The sequence below is a fragment of the Alteromonas sp. 38 genome (assembly GCF_902506055.1).
Classification (GTDB): domain Bacteria; phylum Pseudomonadota; class Gammaproteobacteria; order Enterobacterales; family Alteromonadaceae; genus Alteromonas; species Alteromonas lipotrueae.
In genome coordinates, this window is record NZ_LR733300.1 from 2,927,448 (window position 1) to 2,947,777 (window position 20,330).

The 20,330-nt window shown below is 44.6% G+C and carries 18 protein-coding genes; 7 read left to right on the forward strand and 11 right to left on the reverse strand.

Going from position 1 to position 20,330, the window contains the following annotated elements; translation table 11 throughout:
- Positions 1 to 3: 3 nt before the first annotated feature.
- The 4 genes from FLAVO9R_RS12685 to FLAVO9R_RS12700 all read right to left on the reverse strand — a co-directional run bounded on the left by FLAVO9R_RS12685 (position 4) and on the right by FLAVO9R_RS12700 (position 3,146).
- Positions 4 to 717: a FlgO family outer membrane protein gene (locus tag FLAVO9R_RS12685; RefSeq protein WP_159531858.1), complete on the reverse strand. Its 714-nt coding sequence runs from the start codon at positions 715 to 717 to the stop codon at positions 4 to 6.
- Between the two features lie 434 nt (positions 718 to 1,151).
- Positions 1,152 to 1,454, reverse strand: coding sequence for a YfcL family protein (locus tag FLAVO9R_RS12690; protein WP_159531860.1), 303 nt, complete (start codon positions 1,452 to 1,454; stop codon positions 1,152 to 1,154).
- Between the two features lie 40 nt (positions 1,455 to 1,494).
- On the reverse strand, positions 1,495 to 2,625 hold the full coding sequence (locus FLAVO9R_RS12695; protein WP_159531862.1) for an ATP-NAD kinase family protein: 1,131 nt from the start codon (positions 2,623 to 2,625) through the stop codon (positions 1,495 to 1,497).
- The gene (locus tag FLAVO9R_RS12700) at positions 2,622 to 3,146 is read right to left on the reverse strand and encodes an elongation factor P hydroxylase (RefSeq protein ID WP_159531864.1); all 525 of its coding nucleotides are present in this window, start codon (positions 3,144 to 3,146) and stop codon (positions 2,622 to 2,624) included. The genes FLAVO9R_RS12695 and FLAVO9R_RS12700 overlap by 4 nt, the downstream gene beginning before the upstream one ends.
- 205 nt (positions 3,147 to 3,351) lie before the next feature.
- On the opposite strand from FLAVO9R_RS12700, the gene FLAVO9R_RS12705 reads away from it, so the two are divergent.
- The 5 genes from FLAVO9R_RS12705 (at position 3,352) to FLAVO9R_RS12725 (ending at position 8,489) form a co-directional block, all read left to right on the forward strand.
- Positions 3,352 to 4,068 (forward strand): FFLEELY motif protein, encoded by a 717-nt coding sequence (locus FLAVO9R_RS12705; RefSeq protein WP_159531866.1) that lies wholly within the window; start codon positions 3,352 to 3,354, stop codon positions 4,066 to 4,068.
- A 49-nt stretch (positions 4,069 to 4,117) separates the two neighbouring features.
- Positions 4,118 to 4,573, forward strand: a complete 456-nt coding sequence (locus FLAVO9R_RS12710) for an acyl-CoA thioesterase (protein WP_159531868.1) — start codon at positions 4,118 to 4,120, stop codon at positions 4,571 to 4,573.
- Positions 4,574 to 4,600: 27 nt separating this feature from the next.
- Entirely contained in the window at positions 4,601 to 5,800 is a 1,200-nt protein-coding gene (locus FLAVO9R_RS12715) for a retropepsin-like aspartic protease family protein (protein WP_159531870.1), read from the forward strand.
- A gap of 485 nt (positions 5,801 to 6,285) precedes the next feature.
- Complete coding sequence (locus tag FLAVO9R_RS12720; RefSeq protein ID WP_232370643.1) at positions 6,286 to 7,344, forward strand: flavin reductase family protein; 1,059 nt, start codon at positions 6,286 to 6,288, stop codon at positions 7,342 to 7,344.
- Positions 7,345 to 7,457: 113 nt separating this feature from the next.
- On the forward strand, positions 7,458 to 8,489 hold the full coding sequence (locus FLAVO9R_RS12725) for a fatty acid desaturase family protein (RefSeq protein ID WP_373996590.1): 1,032 nt from the start codon (positions 7,458 to 7,460) through the stop codon (positions 8,487 to 8,489).
- Positions 8,490 to 8,617: 128 nt separating this feature from the next.
- Here FLAVO9R_RS12725 and FLAVO9R_RS12730 read toward each other — a convergent pair whose 3' ends face one another.
- From FLAVO9R_RS12730 to FLAVO9R_RS12740, 3 genes are all read right to left on the reverse strand, one after another.
- Positions 8,618 to 9,487, reverse strand: a complete 870-nt coding sequence (locus tag FLAVO9R_RS12730; RefSeq protein WP_159531874.1) for a DMT family transporter — start codon at positions 9,485 to 9,487, stop codon at positions 8,618 to 8,620.
- A gap of 347 nt (positions 9,488 to 9,834) precedes the next feature.
- Positions 9,835 to 10,242, reverse strand: a complete 408-nt coding sequence (locus FLAVO9R_RS12735; protein WP_159531876.1) for a hypothetical protein — start codon at positions 10,240 to 10,242, stop codon at positions 9,835 to 9,837.
- 80 nt (positions 10,243 to 10,322) lie between these two features.
- Positions 10,323 to 11,006, reverse strand: coding sequence for a hypothetical protein (locus tag FLAVO9R_RS12740; RefSeq protein ID WP_159531878.1), 684 nt, complete (start codon positions 11,004 to 11,006; stop codon positions 10,323 to 10,325).
- Positions 11,007 to 11,426: 420 nt separating this feature from the next.
- Here FLAVO9R_RS12740 and FLAVO9R_RS12745 point away from each other — a divergent pair, with 420 nt between their 5' ends.
- Positions 11,427 to 11,633 carry a hypothetical protein gene (locus tag FLAVO9R_RS12745; RefSeq protein WP_159531880.1) on the forward strand — a complete coding sequence of 69 codons (207 nt, stop codon included), beginning with the start codon at positions 11,427 to 11,429 and terminating at the stop codon, positions 11,631 to 11,633.
- Positions 11,634 to 11,663: 30 nt separating this feature from the next.
- Here the strand turns inward: FLAVO9R_RS12745 and FLAVO9R_RS12750 are convergent, their stop codons facing one another.
- From FLAVO9R_RS12750 to FLAVO9R_RS12760, 3 genes are all read right to left on the reverse strand, one after another.
- Entirely contained in the window at positions 11,664 to 14,291 is a 2,628-nt protein-coding gene (locus FLAVO9R_RS12750; protein ID WP_159531882.1) for a KAP family P-loop NTPase fold protein, read from the reverse strand.
- 506 nt (positions 14,292 to 14,797) lie between these two features.
- Positions 14,798 to 16,840: an NADPH-dependent 2,4-dienoyl-CoA reductase gene (locus FLAVO9R_RS12755; protein ID WP_013783466.1), complete on the reverse strand. Its 2,043-nt coding sequence runs from the start codon at positions 16,838 to 16,840 to the stop codon at positions 14,798 to 14,800.
- A gap of 89 nt (positions 16,841 to 16,929) precedes the next feature.
- Positions 16,930 to 17,796, reverse strand: a complete 867-nt coding sequence (locus tag FLAVO9R_RS12760) for a crotonase/enoyl-CoA hydratase family protein (RefSeq protein WP_159531884.1) — start codon at positions 17,794 to 17,796, stop codon at positions 16,930 to 16,932.
- Positions 17,797 to 17,920: 124 nt separating this feature from the next.
- Here FLAVO9R_RS12760 and FLAVO9R_RS12765 point away from each other — a divergent pair, with 124 nt between their 5' ends.
- A complete protein-coding gene (locus tag FLAVO9R_RS12765) occupies positions 17,921 to 18,529 on the forward strand; it encodes a TetR/AcrR family transcriptional regulator (protein WP_159531886.1) in 609 nt (202 codons plus the stop codon).
- A gap of 8 nt (positions 18,530 to 18,537) precedes the next feature.
- On the opposite strand, the gene FLAVO9R_RS12770 is transcribed toward FLAVO9R_RS12765, so the two are convergent.
- Positions 18,538 to 20,184 (reverse strand): GMC family oxidoreductase, encoded by a 1,647-nt coding sequence (locus FLAVO9R_RS12770; RefSeq protein ID WP_159531888.1) that lies wholly within the window; start codon positions 20,182 to 20,184, stop codon positions 18,538 to 18,540.
- Positions 20,185 to 20,330: the final 146 nt, after the last annotated feature.

The following is a 20,330-nucleotide window of genomic DNA, read 5'->3' on the forward strand; positions in this document are numbered from 1 at the left end:
CCGTTACCTTCCACCTTCAGTTCTGTACAGTCGACCATTACGGCTCGTCACTCGCTCTTCTTCCCAGAAAATCTCAGCGGGAAAAAAGCGGGTAGCTGCCGCCACCACGTCTTTATTTCTAACATTGATAATTCTTGCGTTAACCACAGCCCCAGACTGTTGGTAAACCAAGGTACCTGTTATATAGAAATCGACCCGTTCGATATCGGACAATTGGTCGATATTGCGCGTAAGTACTCTATCGCTTTCGTCATTAACAATTATATCGTTCGAAAGCTTAAATTCTTGAGTAGTAAAACCACGTTTTGTGGCTTCGGTCATCATACCCTGTTCTAATTGATGCCCTAACATCATCAATGGATGTTGATCATTCTTGTTGTATTTCATGGTATCAACAGGCACAAATCCCGCCACGGCATAGCGCGCTTGCCTAGAAGGTCGCAAATCGGCAAACAGCTCATTGGCTAAAATGTAGGTGTGATATTCAACATTCCCAAGGGCTGGAATCGCCAAGGGATCAGACTGTGACATTTGGGCTTTAGGGTCGTTCGACGATTGACAGCCGCCAATGATGGCAAGTATTAATCCGGCAGAAATCGCTCGCGAAGTGTTGCGCAAAATACAGCGAAAGGTACAGCGCACCGTGCAGTACCTTGCTCTTTTGGGTGTGTTACTAGCGCTACGCTTGTAACTCGCAAGTTGAATTAAACCGAACATATATTCACCTAGAAATAAGCCATTTGTAAAAAGCGCGTTGTGTCACACTACTTGTCTTTTCTTGTCAACAACAAGAATTAGCAATATTCGCACCACAACCTGTGGGGGCGTGTCATGTAGCGCATAAAGACTGAAAAAAGGTTAACGCTAACAAGTGCCGAGCTAAAGCAAGCGATGTCAGAAAGCCTATAAAACACAGCCGTACGCCGCATTACTCCGCTACTTGGGGGCTTAGAGAGAATGTATTGTAGTTAGCAACCTTTAGAAAAGGAACGCCAATCAACGTGGCTGGGTGTTTAAAATAACACCAACGATTGAGAGAAAGTGAGGGTGCCTAAGCGGCAAAGCCATGCCGCTTTCAGGCGTAATTTGCCGGATAATTATTCCGTTTCCAGATTCCACGCATAGCGCTTTGTTGTGCGACATTTTGGCGCTTAGCTGCGCGCCTGGTCAAATAATCGTGACCAAAGGCTCTTAACCTGCGCAGCATCATCGCCCTCTAGTTCTTTGTTGTTAAATGCGGCTTGCAAGCTTGCTGCCATATCTGAATCTAGTTGCTGCATAGTTGCGCTGCTTTGCATTTCTAGCTGACGAGACACCACGGCGAAATGGCCTTGTAAGTAACTGGCTGTAAACAGCTCATCGTCACTACCATGATTAACTACATCATCTAACGCAGCCTCTATCGCTGCAATTTGGTTTACTACTTGTTGGGGGGCTGAAGCCGGAGGTAACACGTATTTCTCCTATTCTTAAACGTAATCTAAAACTTTAAAACTATTCGGCGTTATAAAGAACCTTGTCTTTGTAACCGGTAATAATGGTGAACGCACCTTGTAGCGATGCATCTAACTCAGCATCGCCAGAATCTAATCGTAATGGTTTATTACCAAGCGATTGTAACTTTTGTTTAGTCGCAACAACCCGCATATTTTCTTTGCCAATAGCGCGGATAAAGTCTGGGCTAAGCTGTTGATTTCCACGCCCCAAAATATGCCCTTGCCCTCCGATAACGGTTAACACCACTTGGGTTGGCTTTCCTTGGGTAAGCGAAAGCAATTCAGATGCAGTTACATCGCTGGCTACAAGCGCTTTGTCTTGCAACACATCAACACCTAGTAGGGTATTTTCTAAACCCAGAAACTCCATAACCGCGCCTACGGTAGAGCCCGACCCCATAACAAAATAGGTGTCTGTGTTGTCGTCCATTAATTCGCTAATGGTAGCGGCAATGTCATCGAGGACGAGCGCTTCGTCCTCTTTACCACCCATTTTTACTGCTTGCACGTAGGTTAGTTCGGCGGGTACTCGCATCTCGCCATAGTGTTTTGCTATCACTTTTCCGGTTCGAAATGCGTTTTCATCGATATCTCGTACTTCGCCTTCCATCACACTGACAATTTCGCCCTTGATCATTTGGCTAATAACCTGCCCTGCGGCAGACGGGGTAACACAGTAAACGCCCGAATGGATTTTACATCCCGCCGGCACACCCAGCACCGGCACTTTGTCACCCACAATTTTACATACATTGCGGGCAGTACCATCGCCACCAGCAAATAAAATAACATCAAGATTACAGCTAAGAAAAGCCTGTACGGCACGCTCGGTATCTTCCCCTTCTGTTTGTTGCGATGCACTCTTGTACACCACCTCAAAGGGTAAACCTAAAGAAGCACACACGTCTTCGCCCATTTCGCCACCGGCGGTAACGATAGTGAACTGTTCTGACAAGCCCTCTACTATAGACAGCGCATTGGCCATTTTTTCGTTAGCTTTTTTTTCAGCGCCCATTGCTAACGCCTTTTCACGCACATCGGCACCGTCACTGCCTTTTAATGCAAGCGCGCCGCCTATACCTGCAAAAGGGTTAACTACCACACCTAATCGAAATACCGGCTTGTTCATTGGGTTACTGCGCTCCCGTTAATTTCTGTGTGTTTTTTTAAAGCATCGATAAAGCGTGCCGCCCTTGGGGGGAAGCCATTGTTTTTATACCACGCTAACTGGGCTTCTACATTTTTAGTGAAACCTTTTCTATCGGGCTCTGCACCATTTAAATTATCGGTACTCACTTGAAATTTTCGCCCTGCGGCTTCGGTAAACGCCCACTCAATAGCTTGCGGCTTAATCTCTACACTTTCAAATTCGGCTTGCTGTTTGGCATCTCGCCCATCAGGGCAATACCAATAACCGTAATCTTCGAGCAAACGACGCTTCTCACCTGCCACACACCAGTGGGCAATTTCATGCAGCGCGCTGGAAAAGAAGCCGTGGGCAAACACAATGCGATGATAAGGAATATCTTCAGTGGCAGGAAGATAAACAGGCTCGTCATCACCTAATACCAGCTTCGTTTGAAAGTCGGTAAAGGTGCTGTTAAACAAAGTAATAAGCGCAGGTACGTCAGGGTCTATCTCATTCGCCACGCAGAATAACTCCAGCAGCGAGTGAATAAGTTAGCCGAGTTAGATTGCACCGAGTACTAAAATTCAAAGACGTTTCCCGTTAGCCATACATTTAAGGGCGGGTATTATAACAGTGAAAATATGGCGGGAATAGGCTTAGCGGCTTGCATGCGCCACTCGCTTGCGTCAAGCTAGTATTAAAGCACTACGGAAGGATATTATTTGCGTGTCACAGAATATCGTTAAGCATATACACAGAGTGAATGCGCTTCGAGACCTAGCGCTTAAAGTGGGTATTATGGATAATATTCACGAACTTCAGCATTGGCAATGCGAGCGCTTGCTGGTGTCTCACGATGATTTAGCCAAACAAGCGCGCTATCAAAAAGCCATGCAATTTTTTGTAGATGAACTGTATGGCCCAAAAGATTTCAGCCAGCGTGACGCTGACTTAGTTAGGGTGATCCCCAAGCTTGCCAAAGTGCTTCCCGACAAAGCCATGAACGCCATGAATGATGCGTTGGCACTTAACGCCCTGTCATTCGATTTAGATATGCAAATGGTACATCAACTCAAAGGAGCACCATTAAATCGTGACAGCTACGCCCTAGCCTACCGCAATACGGGCCGGCAGCAAGACAGGCAACGCCAACTCGATATTATTGCACACCTTGGCGATCAACTCGGCGATGTGATTAAAATTAGGGGAATCGGTATGTTGATTAGCTTATCAAGACGCCCCGCCAAATTAGCTGGTTTATTGTCGCTTCACGAATTGCTAGAAAATGGTTTCCACTCATTTAAAGCCATTGGCGATGTGCAAAGCTTTATTCATCCTGTACTCGAACGAGAAGAAGTGCTTATGCATACGTTGTTTGATGAATCAGTCCCTCTGCCAGAAGATAACCCGCTTCCTATCGTTTCTACTAATTTAACCACCTGATGTGGGCTTTTATAGAGTCGCACCAAGGTAGCAACTGAGTTTACCCCGAATGCCAGAGTCTTTATTACCATGGCGATATGAATCGCCCTTTATCAAATCTTGGCAAATAGATGCTAGCCACTTAGATCACTATAACCACGTTAATAATGTGGCTTACTTAACCCAAGTAGAAGCATTGGCGTGGGCCCATTCCAATTCACTTGGCTTGCAGTTTTCTGACTATCAGTCGCTCAACCGCGCCATGGTGATTAAACGCCATGAACTTGATTACCACCTGCCCTCTCACGAAGGTGACAGTCTACAATGTGCAACGTGGATTGTGAGTTGTGATAACAAGCTAACCCTAAAACGACACTTTCAATTTGTTTGTGAGCGCAGACAAAAAACCGTATTTGAAGCTTTAACCACCTTTGTTTGCGTGAGTTTAGATACTGGCTCTCCTAAGCGATTGCCTGAACCCTTTAAGGTGATTTATGGCAAAGCATGTATTGAACCCAATTTTTAATTGCGAAGCCCAACGGAGTTTTTAATTATGAATAAAGGGCTATTAGCATGTTTAGTTGTGGTACTTGCTGCATCCGTATTTCTGAACGGCTATTTATGGCTGTCATTAAACCAGGCTGTAGATATAGCTACGTCAAATAGCATGTCTGATTATGAAAACGCTGCATACAAAGAAAACGCTGCGAATGAAAAAGGTACTGGGCACTCAACGTCAACTAACGGCCAAGATCCTAGCGAGGGGTTTATCTCGTCAACCAATAATGCGAGAGCATACCGTGAGGCAGGTATATCTGAAACGAACATTGATGCATTACATCAACTGTTAAGTAGCGGTAACTACGCACTCCTTAATCAACAACTGAACTATGAATTACAGCGCTTCCCTAACAATGAAGATCTTTTACTGTTAGAAGCCGAGTTGGTATTAAGAACTCAGCCATTATCCGAAGCGCTTATTTATTTTCACGATTTAGCTGAACTACCATTATCACCTAACATGCAAGATAACGTTGAAAGCCGGATTACTAGCCTATACGACAACGCGCAAGAAGAGCTTAAAGCAAATAGGCAGTGGGATTTAGTGGCAAGCTTGAACGAACCTTTGTTCCAGCGAGTGCCTGATAACAGACGATATACGCTTCAACTTGCCGAAGCTTATGCTAGACAGCAAAAAATAACCTTAATGGAAGATGTTCTTGCAAGCTTGGCTTACGATGATAACGCCGCCAATGCTATACGAAATATCGCATATAGAGAAAGAAACTATGACAATGAAGTTGCTACAGACGAGACGTTGCCAAGAAGTGAACTTTTAGGTAAGGACGTTACTCGCGTGGCACTCCTTCGAGAAGGCGATCAGTACCGGGTAAACGTTGAAGCACTCAATCAAACCGCCGACATGGTGTTAGATACTGGAGCAAGCACTACTGCTATCACCACGGACTTATTCAACCGATTAGGCGGTTTGGGACGCCTTACTTTTATTGGTAACTTTGACGTAAATACCGCGTCGGGCACCATTAATGCCCCTTTGGTACATATACCTAGTTTCCTTTTTGCTGGCTATCGATTTAACGACGTTTCTGCGTTAGTGCTACCAACAAACGCTTTACCCAACGCAGATGGGTTATTAGGAATGAATATATTAGGAAAATTCGACTTTTCCATTAGCCCCCAAAACAGCGAGCTTACGTTAAAAGTACGAGAAGAAAATAACGCTTTAGACTAGGCCGAGTACATCCTAACTTCTACTCATTCATATCTAGCTCAATACAGCGTCTTAACCAGCTCGACATCTACTTAAGCATTAAAAAGACGGTTTTCTTAGAAGGAAGGCCGGTTTTCTTCGCGAAATTATCTGCCAACACCGCAATTGCTGGGCTTCCCATGTGGCTATGCTCAGGGCTACGGCTCAAAGAGCGCTAGCTTTATGAACTCGTAGCGCTTCGAACAAAACTCGGGTTTAATCGAAATGCCAATTATTTCCTCGAATTCATAACGTTCCTGCAGCACCAGTCAACTACCATTACAAACCTTACAAAAACCTACCTGCCAAAAATCAACCTGCGTGAGTACGTATTTTTAACTATTCACTTGACGAGAATAAATTTAAGCTTACACTTGTGCGCTGACTGAGCATACACTTGTACGCTTAAATTATTTTTACTCTCTAGTTAAGTCCGTTTTGAAAAATTAATAGGTGTGATCTCAACGTTGAAACTATTACTCGATAATCTAGCCCATCGCTTGCTCCATCACAATTCATGGAGAGGATATTGGGAAGTGCTTATACAGCAGTTTAAACCTGCGTGGCGAGATGGCTATTACAGAGCGCAAGTTGAAGCTGTCAGAAATCTTAGTTCTGACATGCTGGAAGTTATTCTAAAGCCCGAAAAAGCTTGGCCTAGTCATATTGCAGGGCAACATATCGCGCTAACCATTGAAGTGAATGGAAGGCTTACTACCCGTGTATTTACCGTCGCTTGTGGTGCAAGCTTTCACCGCGAAACGAAAAATATTCGGCTTATCACTAAGGTCAATAACGAAGGTGCACTTACCCCGTACCTGTCCTCGGTAACACCCAATACATGGGTGAATATTTCAGCGCCTAAGGGGAATTTCACCTTACCTAATACCGATAAACCCGTACTTATGGTGGCTGGAGGTTCAGGCATAACGCCGTTTATCGCTATGCTTGAAGACGCCAATGAAAATAAGCTAATACACCGCGCACCTGTTCATCTGCTTTACTTTGCAAAACCCAACGAGCACGTGTTGCAAAGCGAATTACTAGCACTTCAAAAACGCGCCAACAACTTTACTTTTGCCGTGTTAACTCGACAAAAAGATGGCGATGTAAAGGATTACCTATCCCACTTTGCTGATGCCCACTGGTTGGTGTGTGGCCCTAAAGCGATGTACGAGCAGGTACGTGAAGTAGCAAAACTGGTGAGGGCAACGTTAGACAGTGAACATTTTGCCGCATTGCCCACTGTGAACATTGGAAGTTTGAGCGAAAAAGAAACCTTTTCTTTGATGCACAACGGCCAGCATTTATCGGTGAATAATCAGAAATCTCTGCTTTCGCAGCTTCAAGAAGCCAAACAGCCTGTAACGTATGGCTGTGGTATGGGTATTTGCCATCAATGCCAATGTGTGAAAAAGCGGGGCGTAGTGCGCGATACCCGCACCGGCGAGTTATCCGATAGTGCCGAGCAACTTATTCAGCTGTGTGTATCGCAAGCCGTAACCGATTTGGAGATTCAACTATGAACACTCGCGTCTTAATTAATACCGAGGAACGACAACAAGCGCCTAGTAAAACTGACGCGCGATTACAACAAGCAACTACCCCACCGCAGAGCGTAAGCAAACCCGATTACGACATGTTGGAAACTCAACTTGATGCAATAAAGTCGGAAGTAAAAGATAAAATCGGCGCTGAAGATGCAGCCTATATTCGACGTATTATACTTATCCAGCGTATTTGTGAATGGAGTGGCCGCATATTATTAATGCTTGGTTTCTTACAGCCTCTACTTTGGGTAGCTGGCGTACTAAGTTTAGCAGCAGCGAAAATACTGGATAACATGGAAATTGGCCATAACGTGATGCACGGTCAGTATGACTGGATGAACGACAGTCATATAAATTCAAAGCGCTATGAGTGGGATATTGCCTGCGATGGGGCAAGCTGGAACCGCGTGCACAACTACGAACATCACACCTACACCAATATTATTGGCAAGGATAGAGACTTTGGCTATGGCCTACTTCGCTTATCGAATGATTTTAGATGGCGGGTAAAAAACCTTTGGCAGTTCGCTACCTATATTTTGCTTAGCGTAATGTTTCAGTGGGGTGTGTCGTATCACGAGATGGCCGCAGAACGCGTATTCTTCGGCAAGAAGAAAGACAGCCGCAAAAACCAAGTAACCCATAGCGAGCTTAAAAAACGCTTTTTCAGTAAAGGCGCACGTCAGCTGGTAAAAGATTATGTGCTCTTCCCTTTGCTGGCTGGCCCGCTGTTCTTATGGGTATTGTCAGGCAACCTTATAGCCAACTTGCTACGTAACTTATGGACATCTACCATCATCTTTTGCGGGCACTTTACCGGTGATGTGGAAACCTTTAAAGCAGAGGATTGCAAAAATGAGACCCGCGGCCAGTGGTACTATCGTCAGGCGTTAGGCTCATCAAATATCAAGGGCGGAAATTTATTTCACGTACTTACTGGGCATTTAAGTTTTCAGGTAGAACACCATTTATTTCCTGACATTCCCGCCAGACGATACCGAGAAATGGCCCCTAAAGTACAAGCCGTATTTAAACAGCACGGCATGCACTACAACACTGGCAGTTTTTGGAAGCAGTACGCTAGCGTACTAAAACGCATTGTTCGCTACTCTTTTCCTTAAGCCCTTGAGCGCAAAACCTACCAGCCGGCCATCGCGATTGCGCTGGTATTTTTGCGCGCAAAGGTATTTACAGAAAAAGGTGCTTGCAGGTAAAGGTACTGGCAGAAAAAGCTACTGGCAAAAAAGGTTTAATTCAATCTAAGCACGATAACGCCGACAAAAGCAGCGGTTAAGCCTAGCACTTCTTGACGGCTAAATGTTTCTTTCAAAACAATATGAGAATAAAGGAGAATAAGTAAAATATTCATTCCTGAAATTGCGGAAACTAACCCAGTATTACCAATAGAAAAAGCGGATATTATTGCAACCATTCCACTTACATTTGCGACCCCTACTATCAGTCCGCAAGAGAAGGTTTTTATTTCTGACCAATGAGTTTTCTCTGAATATTGAGACCCTATAAATTTCTTACGCTTTGCTAACCATCTCATGGCAAAAAGGAAACTTCCAAAGCCGAACATAGACGTTAACGTCGCAAAAACATCTGCCTCTAAAAGTGTGGACTGTTTACCCATTAAATCAGTAAACGTAAAGCACAGTGCAGCCAGTAGCCCCCATTGCGCCCCTTTTAAATTATTAATAGAGATATCTGAAGAATATCTAATAATACAAAGACCACAAAAAATAATTACAAATCCAATTAATTGAATGGATGTTAACGTCTCATTCCAAAGTAAAAAGGCAAAGATGAGAACAAACAAAGGCGTCAACCCTGCTAGAACGCTGATGAGTGATGCTTTTCCTACTGAAAACCCTTTGTGTAAAACAGTATTAGCGGCGAAAGATCCAAAGCCTAGCCCCATACCAACAGCGACATCTGCCCAGCCGTACCATCGTTGATTTAACAACAGTACCCCTACTACGCTGATGATAAAACCTATACAGAAAACACCAAATAGTAGTAGATCGCGATTTAAGCTTTTCTGCGATGTCCATTGATACAAGATCCCTCGCAAACCAAAGAAAAAGGTTGCGAGCAAAGCATAAACAATCCACATAATAAATGAATCTCATGTTCGTAATGATTTAATAGCTTAAAGTGAAAAAACAGCGCTTATAAATTAATAACCTGTTTTATTTATAGATGTCTGGGATTCTATCGTTTCATTATATGCTTTATTGATGATTATTTTATTTCAACTAGATGAAAGCGTTAGCGTAGCTAAAGAACGCATTTACTAGACAGTTTTGTATGAATGGCAGATAGTTTGTAGAAACATACTTCATAGCCGCTTCACTACCCTTGAAGGTATTAAGCGACCGCTTCAGACAAGGAGCAGACGGTCAACGCCGCCAGCACGGGCAGCCACAGCACGCAGCGGTTTGGCTGTCCCTCTGAGTGGTTTTAGCACAGTAATTCCCATTTGTTTAAGTAGGGTGTTAAATCACCTTTCATCACGCGCTTTTCTTCTTTCCATTGTTTCGTGATTGTTGGAACTGCGTCACTTGGAACCACAAAAACATCTGGTGAAACATTCAAATCTTCGAATTTATTATTGTAAATAACGAAAACCCAAAAATGATTCTCCGTAGGTACAACGTTATTAACTACTAGTGATGAATAACCCCGAACAGCTTTCACATCAATTGAAATGGCTTTTTCATTTTCCAGAACTACACGAATATCAATTGCCTTCTTATTTCCTTGGCTGACATATGCCTCAACACCTCGGCGATATAACTGAGACAAGATGAAATACTCAGCAGCAATACCGGTATTGAATGAATTCGGTCTTTTTCTCTTTTCTGGCATGAACTCTCCTAAGTGCTAACGTCCAAAGAACGGGCTAAGTTACGCTTGCTAAAATGTTGAGATACGAAACTAAGCAAGCGTTACGTTTTCCTGTTAATTTGCTTGTTATGTTCATTTTCAATTTCTTCCCCAAGCTGTTTCATTAACGCTCTTTTATATTCATTTAACTCATCGGACTGTTCTTGAATATTTTTTGTATATTCATTCCAATCTTTTTCTTCCCACCCTTTAGAACTTTTTTTAAGGTATACCGTTCTATATATTTGACGCGCATGATCTCTGTACTTTTGAAAGTTTTGGTGCACTTCCAACTTTCCTAAAATTAATAACTTTGACTCCGCACAGGAAAGGATCAAAAACGCTGCATAGCATTCTCTTTCTAACTTAGTATGCTCTTCATCACAGTATGGTAGTTTTTCGTAATTTCCATCTCTTTGGTGATCATTCCAATTCCTAACATTTGCACAATAGTCAGAAAAGGTATTATTGAATTGTTCGATTGAATTTTGTGCCTCCATAAAGTGAGACAATTTCATTTCTATGAACTGTTTATCTAGTTCAGTATTTCGAGAGATGAGAGCGGTCTTTAATTGAGCATCAAAACTTTTTTCAGCTTGTTTCAATGTTGCTTTAAAGCCTAGCCATGCAACTGCTAAAGTGATTAGCAGAGGCAAAACCTGCTTTGCCAATTCAATAAGATTATTCTTTTGTTCAGGAATTACTGCTTTTTCTAACGCCTTAATTATCAGTTCTTCAGGTGACATGATTTATCCTCCATGAACATAACAGTTTATTACTGAGACTTCATAGTAACACCCGTTTCCACTGAAAAACCATTTTTGGTGTTTTCATGGGAAAGGTTAAATGTCTGCTCTACGTACTTTGAAGACCCATGAGCTAAGCTGACTGGCACCAAAAGACAAACAGCGGACATTCAACGAAGTCATTTTCCTAATTCTGAATTTGGTCACATGGGCCATTAGCAATAAGATTTCTATAGGTGATACGGCTGTTGTTTATTGCAGCCACAGCAACTAAGCTTAATTGCCTTTGATGATTTAATTAAAATTTTTTTGAAAGCTAAGCTTCAAATCGAGCTCAATTATTTCCAGCAATCACGTATCGGCCACCAAGCAAAACAGAAGAACAACAAAACAAAGACAGTCACTCTCTAGGCTCAAATATTGGCAGCCAGCGCGCTACCCATTGAAGAAATGGCCAATGAAAAACCCAGCATTCTCCACGGCACAAAACACGGCAATCATGTGCACGCGTTAAGCCAACCAAGCTTCTCAGCAGGTGACAAAATATGGCTGACTATTCAGCAATGGAATGGTGAGTTGCTCACCTTGTCGTGGGAACTGCCTGCGCATTATTTTGCAGCAATCTAGCGCTTATTTAGCATGTTCATGAGTTTCAGGTTAAAAGCTTGAGGCAGTTTCAGTATCAATATCAAAGCCGTCGATGGCAGGAAGCACGAAGTTTTCGATGTAGCGCAGTAGTTGATCAAAGGCTAAATGGCTGTCTGTTTTGAGATAAAGTTGTTCGGCCGTGTGTTGGATAATAATCCGAGCAACCATCAGCGTTTCTTTGTGCTGTTGATTAGCCATACTGTTCAATTTGGCTTCATCACCTTTGCGTAGAAAACGTGATGCGTCTTCGCGCAGTGCAGTAACTTCAATCCCGTTAATAAACTCCAGTGTCATCAGAGTAACCAAATAGCCATAGCTGAACTTCGACTGCTGGCTATTCATAGTGCCGACAGCCTGTTGCAATCCGATTTGATCTTCCTTATCAGTCACCAGCCGAATGAGATTATAACTGTTGTCCAAACGCTTTAACTGCCTTGCGTTACATAAGCCAAAGTGGGTTGTCCAATAGTAAAGCGCGGCTTTTTGATGATCACTTAAGCCGGGAAGAATCTCTGGTTCAGGCTTAGGATCATCCTCTAATATCATTTTTACCCAATCAACTTCGGTAAATCCCTCGCCCTCAATATCTGAATCTGCATCTCGTTTCCGCATCTCCGTGGTCACGGCAGCGATATCTGGTTCATCAAGATCTGGAGTCGAAGCATTAATCTCTTGTTTTTTTGGTTCTCTGTCTTCGGCGATATTTTTCAACCAATTCAGTTTTTTATCGCCTTTTTCCTGCCAGATGTCACTTAAAAATCCTGTTAGCGATTTGTTGTCACCATCACTTACTACCACAGGCAGTTGAATCATTTTCGCCAGATAATCGCGAGCAATGGCACGCGCATCCTGCAGTGTATGGTACGGCTCAATATCCTTGTAATGCAGCGCCAACGCAGCCAGTGCAATGCGCTGATCAACCGCCACAACCACGGTGACTTGGGGTATATGCAGTACCAGCCGAATTGCTTCAAAGGTTTTTACTATGCCTTTTGGACTGCAGCGATCGAGGTCATCCACCACGAACAATAAACGTCGGGGCTTCGATACTTTGCCCAAATGATCATGACATTGTTCTTCAACAAAACCGAGGCGAATATTGGCGATCAGACGAATATCCTTTTGCATTTCGGTAATTTCACCAATATGCGAGACGTAGTTCGGCAACTTTATATAGGTAAGGAATTCCTTGGTCATGGGTTGGGAAACAATATCACGCAGTTGTTTAGGGAATTGCCACAAACTGGCCAATAAGGCAACAAGCGCGCCGCTGGTTAATGGTTTTGAAAAGTCAGGTAAAGTATTTTGGCTTAGCCCATCAGCTACTAACCATGACAACGCTGCGACGAAAAGCACAAACCAGCCCATTGATTGGAGCACTTTGGTAAAGTGCTTTTGCATGGCAAAGGCATAAATAAGCCGAATACGCCCGCCCACTGTCCATAGTAACTGTCGGACAAGATTCAACATCGAGCATGTTAGGCGCTTGTACCACTTGCTTTTGGTGTCAACAGGCTGTAGCCGGTCACAACAGGTTAACGCCGAAATCACTTCGTGAGCCATCGCCGCCTGACTATTTTTGGCATGCTCATAGGCCCAGGCGTTAAACTCGCCGAAGAGAAATGGCTGTCTACAGTCGCGGGATTTAAGTTCTTTTTTCAGTAATGCCAGCACTTGGGTTTTGCCGCTACCCCAGTGCCCCATTAACCCGATAGTAAGCGGTTGGGTATGCGCGTCATCACAAAGAATACCTGCCAGTCCGCTAACCAACGCTCCGCGGTTTAAGGTATCTTTTTTACTATTGGCGTCTTCGGCGGTTAGTTTACTCTGTGCCTCATACAAGGTTTCCGAGATAGCAGTGTCTTTATCCGCCGTTGCGCTTCCATTCAAATACCCCTCATAGAGGGTTAGCATGTGTGCCAGTGCATTTACATTGTCAGGATTCGAATCGGGTATTTCGCGAATAAGGGAGTTGACAGCGGGACTAAATTTGTTGTCTTTTATCGCCTTTATTTCTTCCGGGCAGCTTTCTAACCAAAGTGGACTATTCAGTACACTATTAGTCGAATCTCCATTTTCGGCGGTTTTGAGATCCTGTAAAAAGGCGCCTCTGACGACGTCGACGGACGAGGCGACCTCGACGGAAGAGGTGGAGGAGGCTCTGGTGGATCTGGCGGAGGAGGCGGTGTTGAAGGCGGCTATGGCTGCGGTGGCGGCTCTGGCGGCGTCGAAGGCTGCGGCGTCCCAGGCTATGGCGTCGATGGCTGCGCCGGCGGCTCTGGCGGGGGAGCCGACGAGCTTGTCCACTTGTCGCTGCTCAGTGGGTAAACTCGCCTGTTGCAGTATTAAGCGAATAGCGAAAAAGCTCGCCAATAAAAAACGCGCACGGTTATCCTGTTCGGGATGTGAATTTTCCTTTTCATCTGCGTCATCATGCTGTTTTTCAGATGCGTGCTGATGCCCTTCACTGCCGATAAAAAAGTTAAAATGCCCTTCAACACCAAAGAGTGGAAATACACGCAGAGCGGCACGGGCGGCTAATACCGCTGGCCATAAGTTGTCTTTTTCCCATAAAGTATCAAGCCGCTTTTCAACCTCTTTTCGATTCCATTCCTGTTCGGTATTAGTCGACACCATTGTGTGAATACACTCCGTTGTTTTTACACGAGTTTATTGAATTATGGGTGAATTTTTCTGCCTATTATCTAGCATGGTCATTGTTCACTTAATTGGCAAGTGTTGATACTGCCTGTTTGAAGTGGATGCCGGATCAAGTCTGGCATGACGACCGTATTGGCTTCAAAGAAACCTGACGCTCAAACCACATTGACTGAACCAGTCAACCACTCTCTACCATAGACTGGTCTATCAGTGTGCAGTTGATAATAGTGAGAGTCTACTAAACTTTAGGGTGGAAAATTCATAACTTCAAGGTCTGCATCACGTACAAAGCTGCCGCATACCCAAATAGCCCCAAAAGGCTATTACTGGCGCTTAGCTGCCTATAAAATACCGCAGCAAATAAAAAGGCCTATTCCCGCAGGAATAGGCCTTTTAGAAAATTATCAATGTTGGAATCTATATTAGGGTTAGTAAATATTAACGTATCTTCCTAACCCTGCTGCAAAATCCCAAACATCAACTTAAACCGCAGCACACACTCGCGTACCTTGGTCGATAGCACGTTTTGCATCTAGCTCAAGCGCTTCATCAGCACCACCAATAAGGTGATAAGGCATATTAAGCCCTTCAACGATGTCGCGCATTGGCTCTTGGCCAGCACAAATAATCACGTTATCGACAGGAAGTAGTTGGCTTTCACCATTAACAGTAATATGTAAGCCTTCATCGTCAATTTTGTCGTAGGTTACGCCTGGAATCATTTTAACCCCTTTCGCTAACAACCCTACGCGGTGAGCCCAGCCCGTGGTTTTACCTAAGCCAGCCCCCACTTTGTTGGTTTTACGTTGTAGCAAGAATATCTCGCGACTAGACGGCTCAGGCTGTGGCTTAACCCCTTCAATTCCTGAACGCGCGGTAAAGGTCATATCAATACCCCACTCTTTCATAAACGCAGGAATATCCTGGCTTGGGGTCGATTTACCGTGTGATAAGAACTCGGCCGTATCGAAGCCGATACCACCGGCCCCAATAATGGCTACGCGCTGCCCTACTGGCTTTTTCGCTTTAAGCACGTCTAAGTAGCTCATCACTTTTTCATGCTCAACGCCTTCAATGGCAGGCGTGCGCGGTTTAATACCGGTGGCCACCATCACTTCATCAAAGCCTTCATCATTAAGCATGGCTGCATCAACTCTGGTATTTAGCTTTAACGTAATATTTTTGTGCAGCTCAATTTGACGAGCAAAATAACGCAAGGTTTCATAGAACTCTTCTTTACCCGGAATTTGTTTCGCTACATTGAATTGACCACCAATTTCGTTAGCACTGTCGTAAATCACTACGTCGTGACCACGCTGGGCAGACGTTACGGCTGACGCTAAACCTGCTGGCCCTGCCCCAACTACCGCAATGCGTTTTTTGGTGTCGGCCGGCACAATGTTAAGTTCTAACTCATGACAGGCACGAGGGTTAACTAAACAGCTGGTTAACTTGCCATTAAATACATGGTCAAGGCAGGCTTGGTTACAGCCAATACACGTGTTTATTTCATCTGCGCGATTTTGCTGCGCTTTGCGTACAAAATCCGAATCGGCCAAGAAAGGGCGTGCCATCGACACCATGTCGGCATCGCCGCGCGCCAACACTTCTTCCGCCACTTCCGGTGTATTAATTCTGTTTGAGGTTATCACCGGAATGCTCAAGGCTTCACGGAACTTCGCTGTTACCCAGGTAAAAGCGGCTCTGGGCACTTTTGTCGCAATAGTAGGAATTCGGGCTTCATGCCAACCAATACCGGTATTGATGATAGTTGCACCGGCTTTTTCAATCTCTTTACCTAGCTGAACCACTTCTTCGTAGTTTGAGCCACCTTCAACAAGGTCTAGCATTGATAAACGGTAAATAATAATGAAGTGTTTACCCACTGCTTCGCGAACACGACGAACCACTTCAATAGGTAGGCGGATACGGTTTTCATATTCGCCGCCCCAGTCATCATCTCTATGGTTGGTGCGCTTAGCAATAAATTGGTTTAAGAAGTAACCTTCAGAGCCCATAATTTCAACGCCATCGTAACCAGCACGCTGTGCTTGAGTGGCTGAAAATACAAAATCTTTAATTTGCTGTTCTATTTCGTCGTCTTCTAATGCCTTTGGCTTGAACGGATTAATGGGCGCTTGCACTGCAGAAGGCGCCACCAATTTATCGCTATAAGCATAACGACCGGTATGCAATATTTGCATACAAATTTTACCACCTGCAATATGCACGGCATCGGTAACTTCTTTGTGGTGATTGATAGCTTCGTCTGTATCTAGTCGGCGAGTTGATGGATGGGTTGAGCCTTCTTCATTCGGGCCAATTCCACCGGTAACAATAAGGGCGACACCGCCTCTGGCACGCTCTGCATAAAACGCCGCCATATGCTTATGGCCCTTTGGCATTTCTTCTAAGCCAGTATGCATAGAGCCCATTAGCACACGGTTTTTAAGCTGGGTAAAACCTAAATCTAACGGGCGAAATAAACTTGGGTATACAGGATGATCGGTAACGGTCGTATTCATCATAAATCCTTAACTAGTGCCTGTTTCTTAATGCTTTTATATTCTGCTTTTACAGCGTGTTACTCGTAGGCTATTCGGTTGCCTGCACGCTAGTCTTTCATCTTATTTACTGCGCCATGAAGTGGCTCAAAATCAGGAAGCGATTGGGTTTTCTGTGCTTCCATGGCTTTCATCACATCTTCCATTTGGAACATACCGGCTTGCCACGTAGCCATGTAAGTCAAACTCTCAGCAATAGTGTGCTCGGTCGCGAAATTAATCATGGTTTTAGTGCCTGCTACCGCAACCGGAGAATTCATCGCGATAGACTGCGCAACTTTAGTCACTTCGCTTAGCATGATGTCTTGGTCATCAAATACCTTGTTCACGAAGCCTAACTGCTGAGCTTCTTTGGCGCCAAAATTACGGCCGGTATACGCCAACTCTTTTACTACACCAATAGGAATAAGCTTAGGTAAACGTTGTAATGTGCCTACATCGGCGGTCATGCCTAATTGCGTTTCTTTAATGGTAAAGAAGGCATCACTGGTGCAATAACGCATGTCACAGGCGCTAAGTAAGTCTACTGCGCCGCCAATGGCACCGCCCTGTACTGCTCCAATTACCGGCATGCGGGCTTGCTCTATGGCGGTAAAGCTATCTTGCAATAGCATCACCATACGGCGCATGCGCTCTGCACGCCTTGATGGGTCGCCTTTAAAGTCTTGTGCCATGTTCAAAAATACCGACAAGTCCATGCCAGCTGAAAAATGCTTTCCGGTAGAAGAAATGATAATAACGCGGGCGGTGCCCTCGTCGTCTATCGCGCGAATGGCAGCGGGGAATTCTGTCCAAAAGGCAGGATTCATGCTGTTCATGGCTTCTGGCCTGTTTAACACGACCTTTGCAATATACCCTTCTTGTATCACTTCAAGGGTAGAATACGGGTTTTCTTGTGACATTGACTCGGCTTCCATTTCACTCTCCTGTTAACATTTTTGCAAACTAGACGGCGTCAAGATAAAATGCAATGTTGACACTGTCAAGATAAAACGTTATCTATTCGTCTCAACCATAAAATAGGGTTTGGTTTACACCAGTATGACAAATGCAGCACAAACTTATCATCATGGCGATCTACGCACGGCGTTATTAGAGGCGGCAACCAAACGGGTGGCAGAATTCGGCATAGACAGCTTGTCACTTAGAAAGCTTGCGGAAGATGCTGGTGTGTCGCGAACCGCACCCTATCATCATTTTAAAGACAAAAGCGCCTTGTTAAGTGCTATTGCGGCAAAAGGTTTTAGCCAGTGGCATACCACCGCCAAGCGAATATTCGATCAGCATGATGTGGCACCCCAGTTGCGATTTCGTCAGTTTATTCATGAATATATAGGGTACGCGGCGGATAACCCGCAAATGTATGAGCTTATGTTCGGTCGTACTATTTGGCACGACAATGGCGCAACACAGGGGCTCAAAGAAGTGGCTTACCCTTGCTTTCAGTTTCAAGTTGATATGACGAAATACTGGCAGCAAACAGGCCTACTACCGGCAGGGCAAGATGCGCTTCGCATGGCGCAAGTGACGTGGGGTACTTTGCATGGCATTGCACGGCTATTGATTGATGGGATTTATGCTGATCGCAGTCACATTGATGAAATGTGTGACTGCGCCGCCGATTTGTTTATGCAAGTGTCGAAAAACTAACGCATTAGCTAAATGGGCGCAACACGCCCTTCATGCTCGGCTTTAATAAAATCGACCGCTCGCTCCGCAATCATGATTGTGGGCGCGTTAGTATTTCCGCCAATAAGGCTTGGCATCACAGATGCATCTACCACACGCAGGCCTTTTACGCCGCGCACTTTAAGCTGATTGTCGACCACGGCCATAGGGTCGCCTTCACTCCCCATTTTACAAGTACCGATAGGATGATAAATGGTTTCAGCCCGCTCCCTTAGAAACTCAAGAAGCGCTTCATCAGACTCAGCATCAGTGCCTGGATGCAGTTCACTGCCTTCAAATTTATCAAACGTAGGTGCAGCTAACAGCTTTCTTGCCATTCGTATGCCTTCAATCATTACTTGTCTATCTTCAGGTTCCGTGAGGTAACCTGGGTCGATAAGCGGGTGATCGGCAGGATGGCTGCTTTGCAGTGTAATACTGCCCCTGCTTTTAGGGTACAAACAACACACATGCACGCCGTATCCATAACCAAAGGCAAACTTTCGCCCGTGATCATCTAATATAGCGGGCAAGAAATGAAATTGAATGTCTGGCCCTCGGGTAGCAAGGCTTGAACTTACAAAACCGCCCGCTTCAGCCACATTAGAAGAATAAATTCCCTTACGGTGAAAAAGATAATCGTACGAGGCCTTTAGGTACGAGGGTAATGCACCAGCAGCAATCGCATAACCTTCTCGTGCTTTACAGGTAAATTGAACAATAGCGTCTAGGTGGTCTTGTAAATTTTGCCCCACCCCTGGCAGGTCATTCATGACATAAATGCCTTGGTCTTCCAATTCGTTTCTTGGCCCGATACCGGAAAGCATAAGTAGTTGGGGAGAGTTGATAGCGCCGCCGCAGAGTATTACTTCGCTATTAGCCGCTTCACGGTTAATAGAATACCGCGCAATTTTGCCTTTTTCTCGTACTTGCACGCCAATGGCTCTGTTGTCGTCAAATAGTACTTTTTCCGCGGCCACACCGGTAAGTACAGTAAGATTATTGCGGTGAAGTGCTTGGCTTAAATAGCCTTTTGCGGTTGAGCAACGCTGTCCGTTTACTTGGGTAACATGATAATAGCCAATGCCTTCACGTATATCGCGGTTGAAATCATCTACAACATTAAAATCTGCGTGGCTTGCGGCTTCAACGAAAGCATCGGAAAGCACACTGGTGTGCTTAAGTTGAGAAACATGCAGCGGCCCACCTTCTCCATGAAATTCGTCTTCACCTTTGAAGAAGTTTTCAGAGCGTTTGAAGTAAGGCAGCACGTCCTCAAAACCCCAGCCAGCTGCGCCCTGCTCTACCCAATAATCGTAGTCTTCTTTTTGACCACGAATGTAACACATAGCATTAACGGAACTGCTGCCGCCTAGTGTTTTTCCTCGAGGCCAAAATAGCTCACGATCGTATAGTTCTTTTTGTGGTGCGGTATGATACCCCCACCCTATGCCTTCAAATCGGCTTAATAGCGATAAACCAAAAGGAATATGAATAAGCGGGTTAGTGTCTTTCGTACCGGCTTCTAGCATAAGAATTTTCAGAGCTGGGTTTTCAGATAATCGTGCCGCTAATACCGCACCTGCAGACCCACCGCCTACGATGATATAGTCATACTTACCCTGAATCTCATTCATGCATTGCTCCAAAACACGTTTACGCGGTGAAATACTCAGTTAATGCCTGTATTACTATGCAATTACGAATTGTAGGCGCATGACTGAGCTGTGCCGACTCTTATTATTAGATGCTTAGTATTAGTCACTTATTATCAAAAATAAAA

What these genes read in the sequence shown, in the direction of transcription:
- FLAVO9R_RS12710 (WP_159531868.1), top strand. Translation starts at nt 4,118, where the DNA reads ATGCCAGAGTCTTTATTACCATGGCGATATGAATCGCCCTTTATCAAA.
- FLAVO9R_RS12770 (WP_159531888.1), bottom strand. Translation starts at nt 20,184, where the DNA reads ATGAATGAGATTCAGGGTAAGTATGACTATATCATCGTAGGCGGTGGG.
- FLAVO9R_RS12695 (WP_159531862.1), bottom strand. Translation starts at nt 2,625, where the DNA reads ATGAACAAGCCGGTATTTCGATTAGGTGTGGTAGTTAACCCTTTTGCA.
- FLAVO9R_RS12685 (WP_159531858.1), bottom strand. Translation starts at nt 717, where the DNA reads ATGTTCGGTTTAATTCAACTTGCGAGTTACAAGCGTAGCGCTAGTAAC.
- FLAVO9R_RS12765 (WP_159531886.1), top strand. Translation starts at nt 17,921, where the DNA reads ATGACAAATGCAGCACAAACTTATCATCATGGCGATCTACGCACGGCG.
- FLAVO9R_RS12760 (WP_159531884.1), bottom strand. Translation starts at nt 17,796, where the DNA reads ATGGAAGCCGAGTCAATGTCACAAGAAAACCCGTATTCTACCCTTGAA.
- FLAVO9R_RS12725 (WP_373996590.1), top strand. Translation starts at nt 7,458, where the DNA reads ATGTTGGAAACTCAACTTGATGCAATAAAGTCGGAAGTAAAAGATAAA.
- FLAVO9R_RS12730 (WP_159531874.1), bottom strand. Translation starts at nt 9,487, where the DNA reads ATGTGGATTGTTTATGCTTTGCTCGCAACCTTTTTCTTTGGTTTGCGA.
- FLAVO9R_RS12740 (WP_159531878.1), bottom strand. Translation starts at nt 11,006, where the DNA reads ATGTCACCTGAAGAACTGATAATTAAGGCGTTAGAAAAAGCAGTAATT.
- FLAVO9R_RS12750 (WP_159531882.1), bottom strand. Translation starts at nt 14,291, where the DNA reads ATGGTGTCGACTAATACCGAACAGGAATGGAATCGAAAAGAGGTTGAA.
- FLAVO9R_RS12755 (WP_013783466.1), bottom strand. Translation starts at nt 16,840, where the DNA reads ATGAATACGACCGTTACCGATCATCCTGTATACCCAAGTTTATTTCGC.
- FLAVO9R_RS12735 (WP_159531876.1), bottom strand. Translation starts at nt 10,242, where the DNA reads ATGCCAGAAAAGAGAAAAAGACCGAATTCATTCAATACCGGTATTGCT.
- FLAVO9R_RS12715 (WP_159531870.1), top strand. Translation starts at nt 4,601, where the DNA reads ATGAATAAAGGGCTATTAGCATGTTTAGTTGTGGTACTTGCTGCATCC.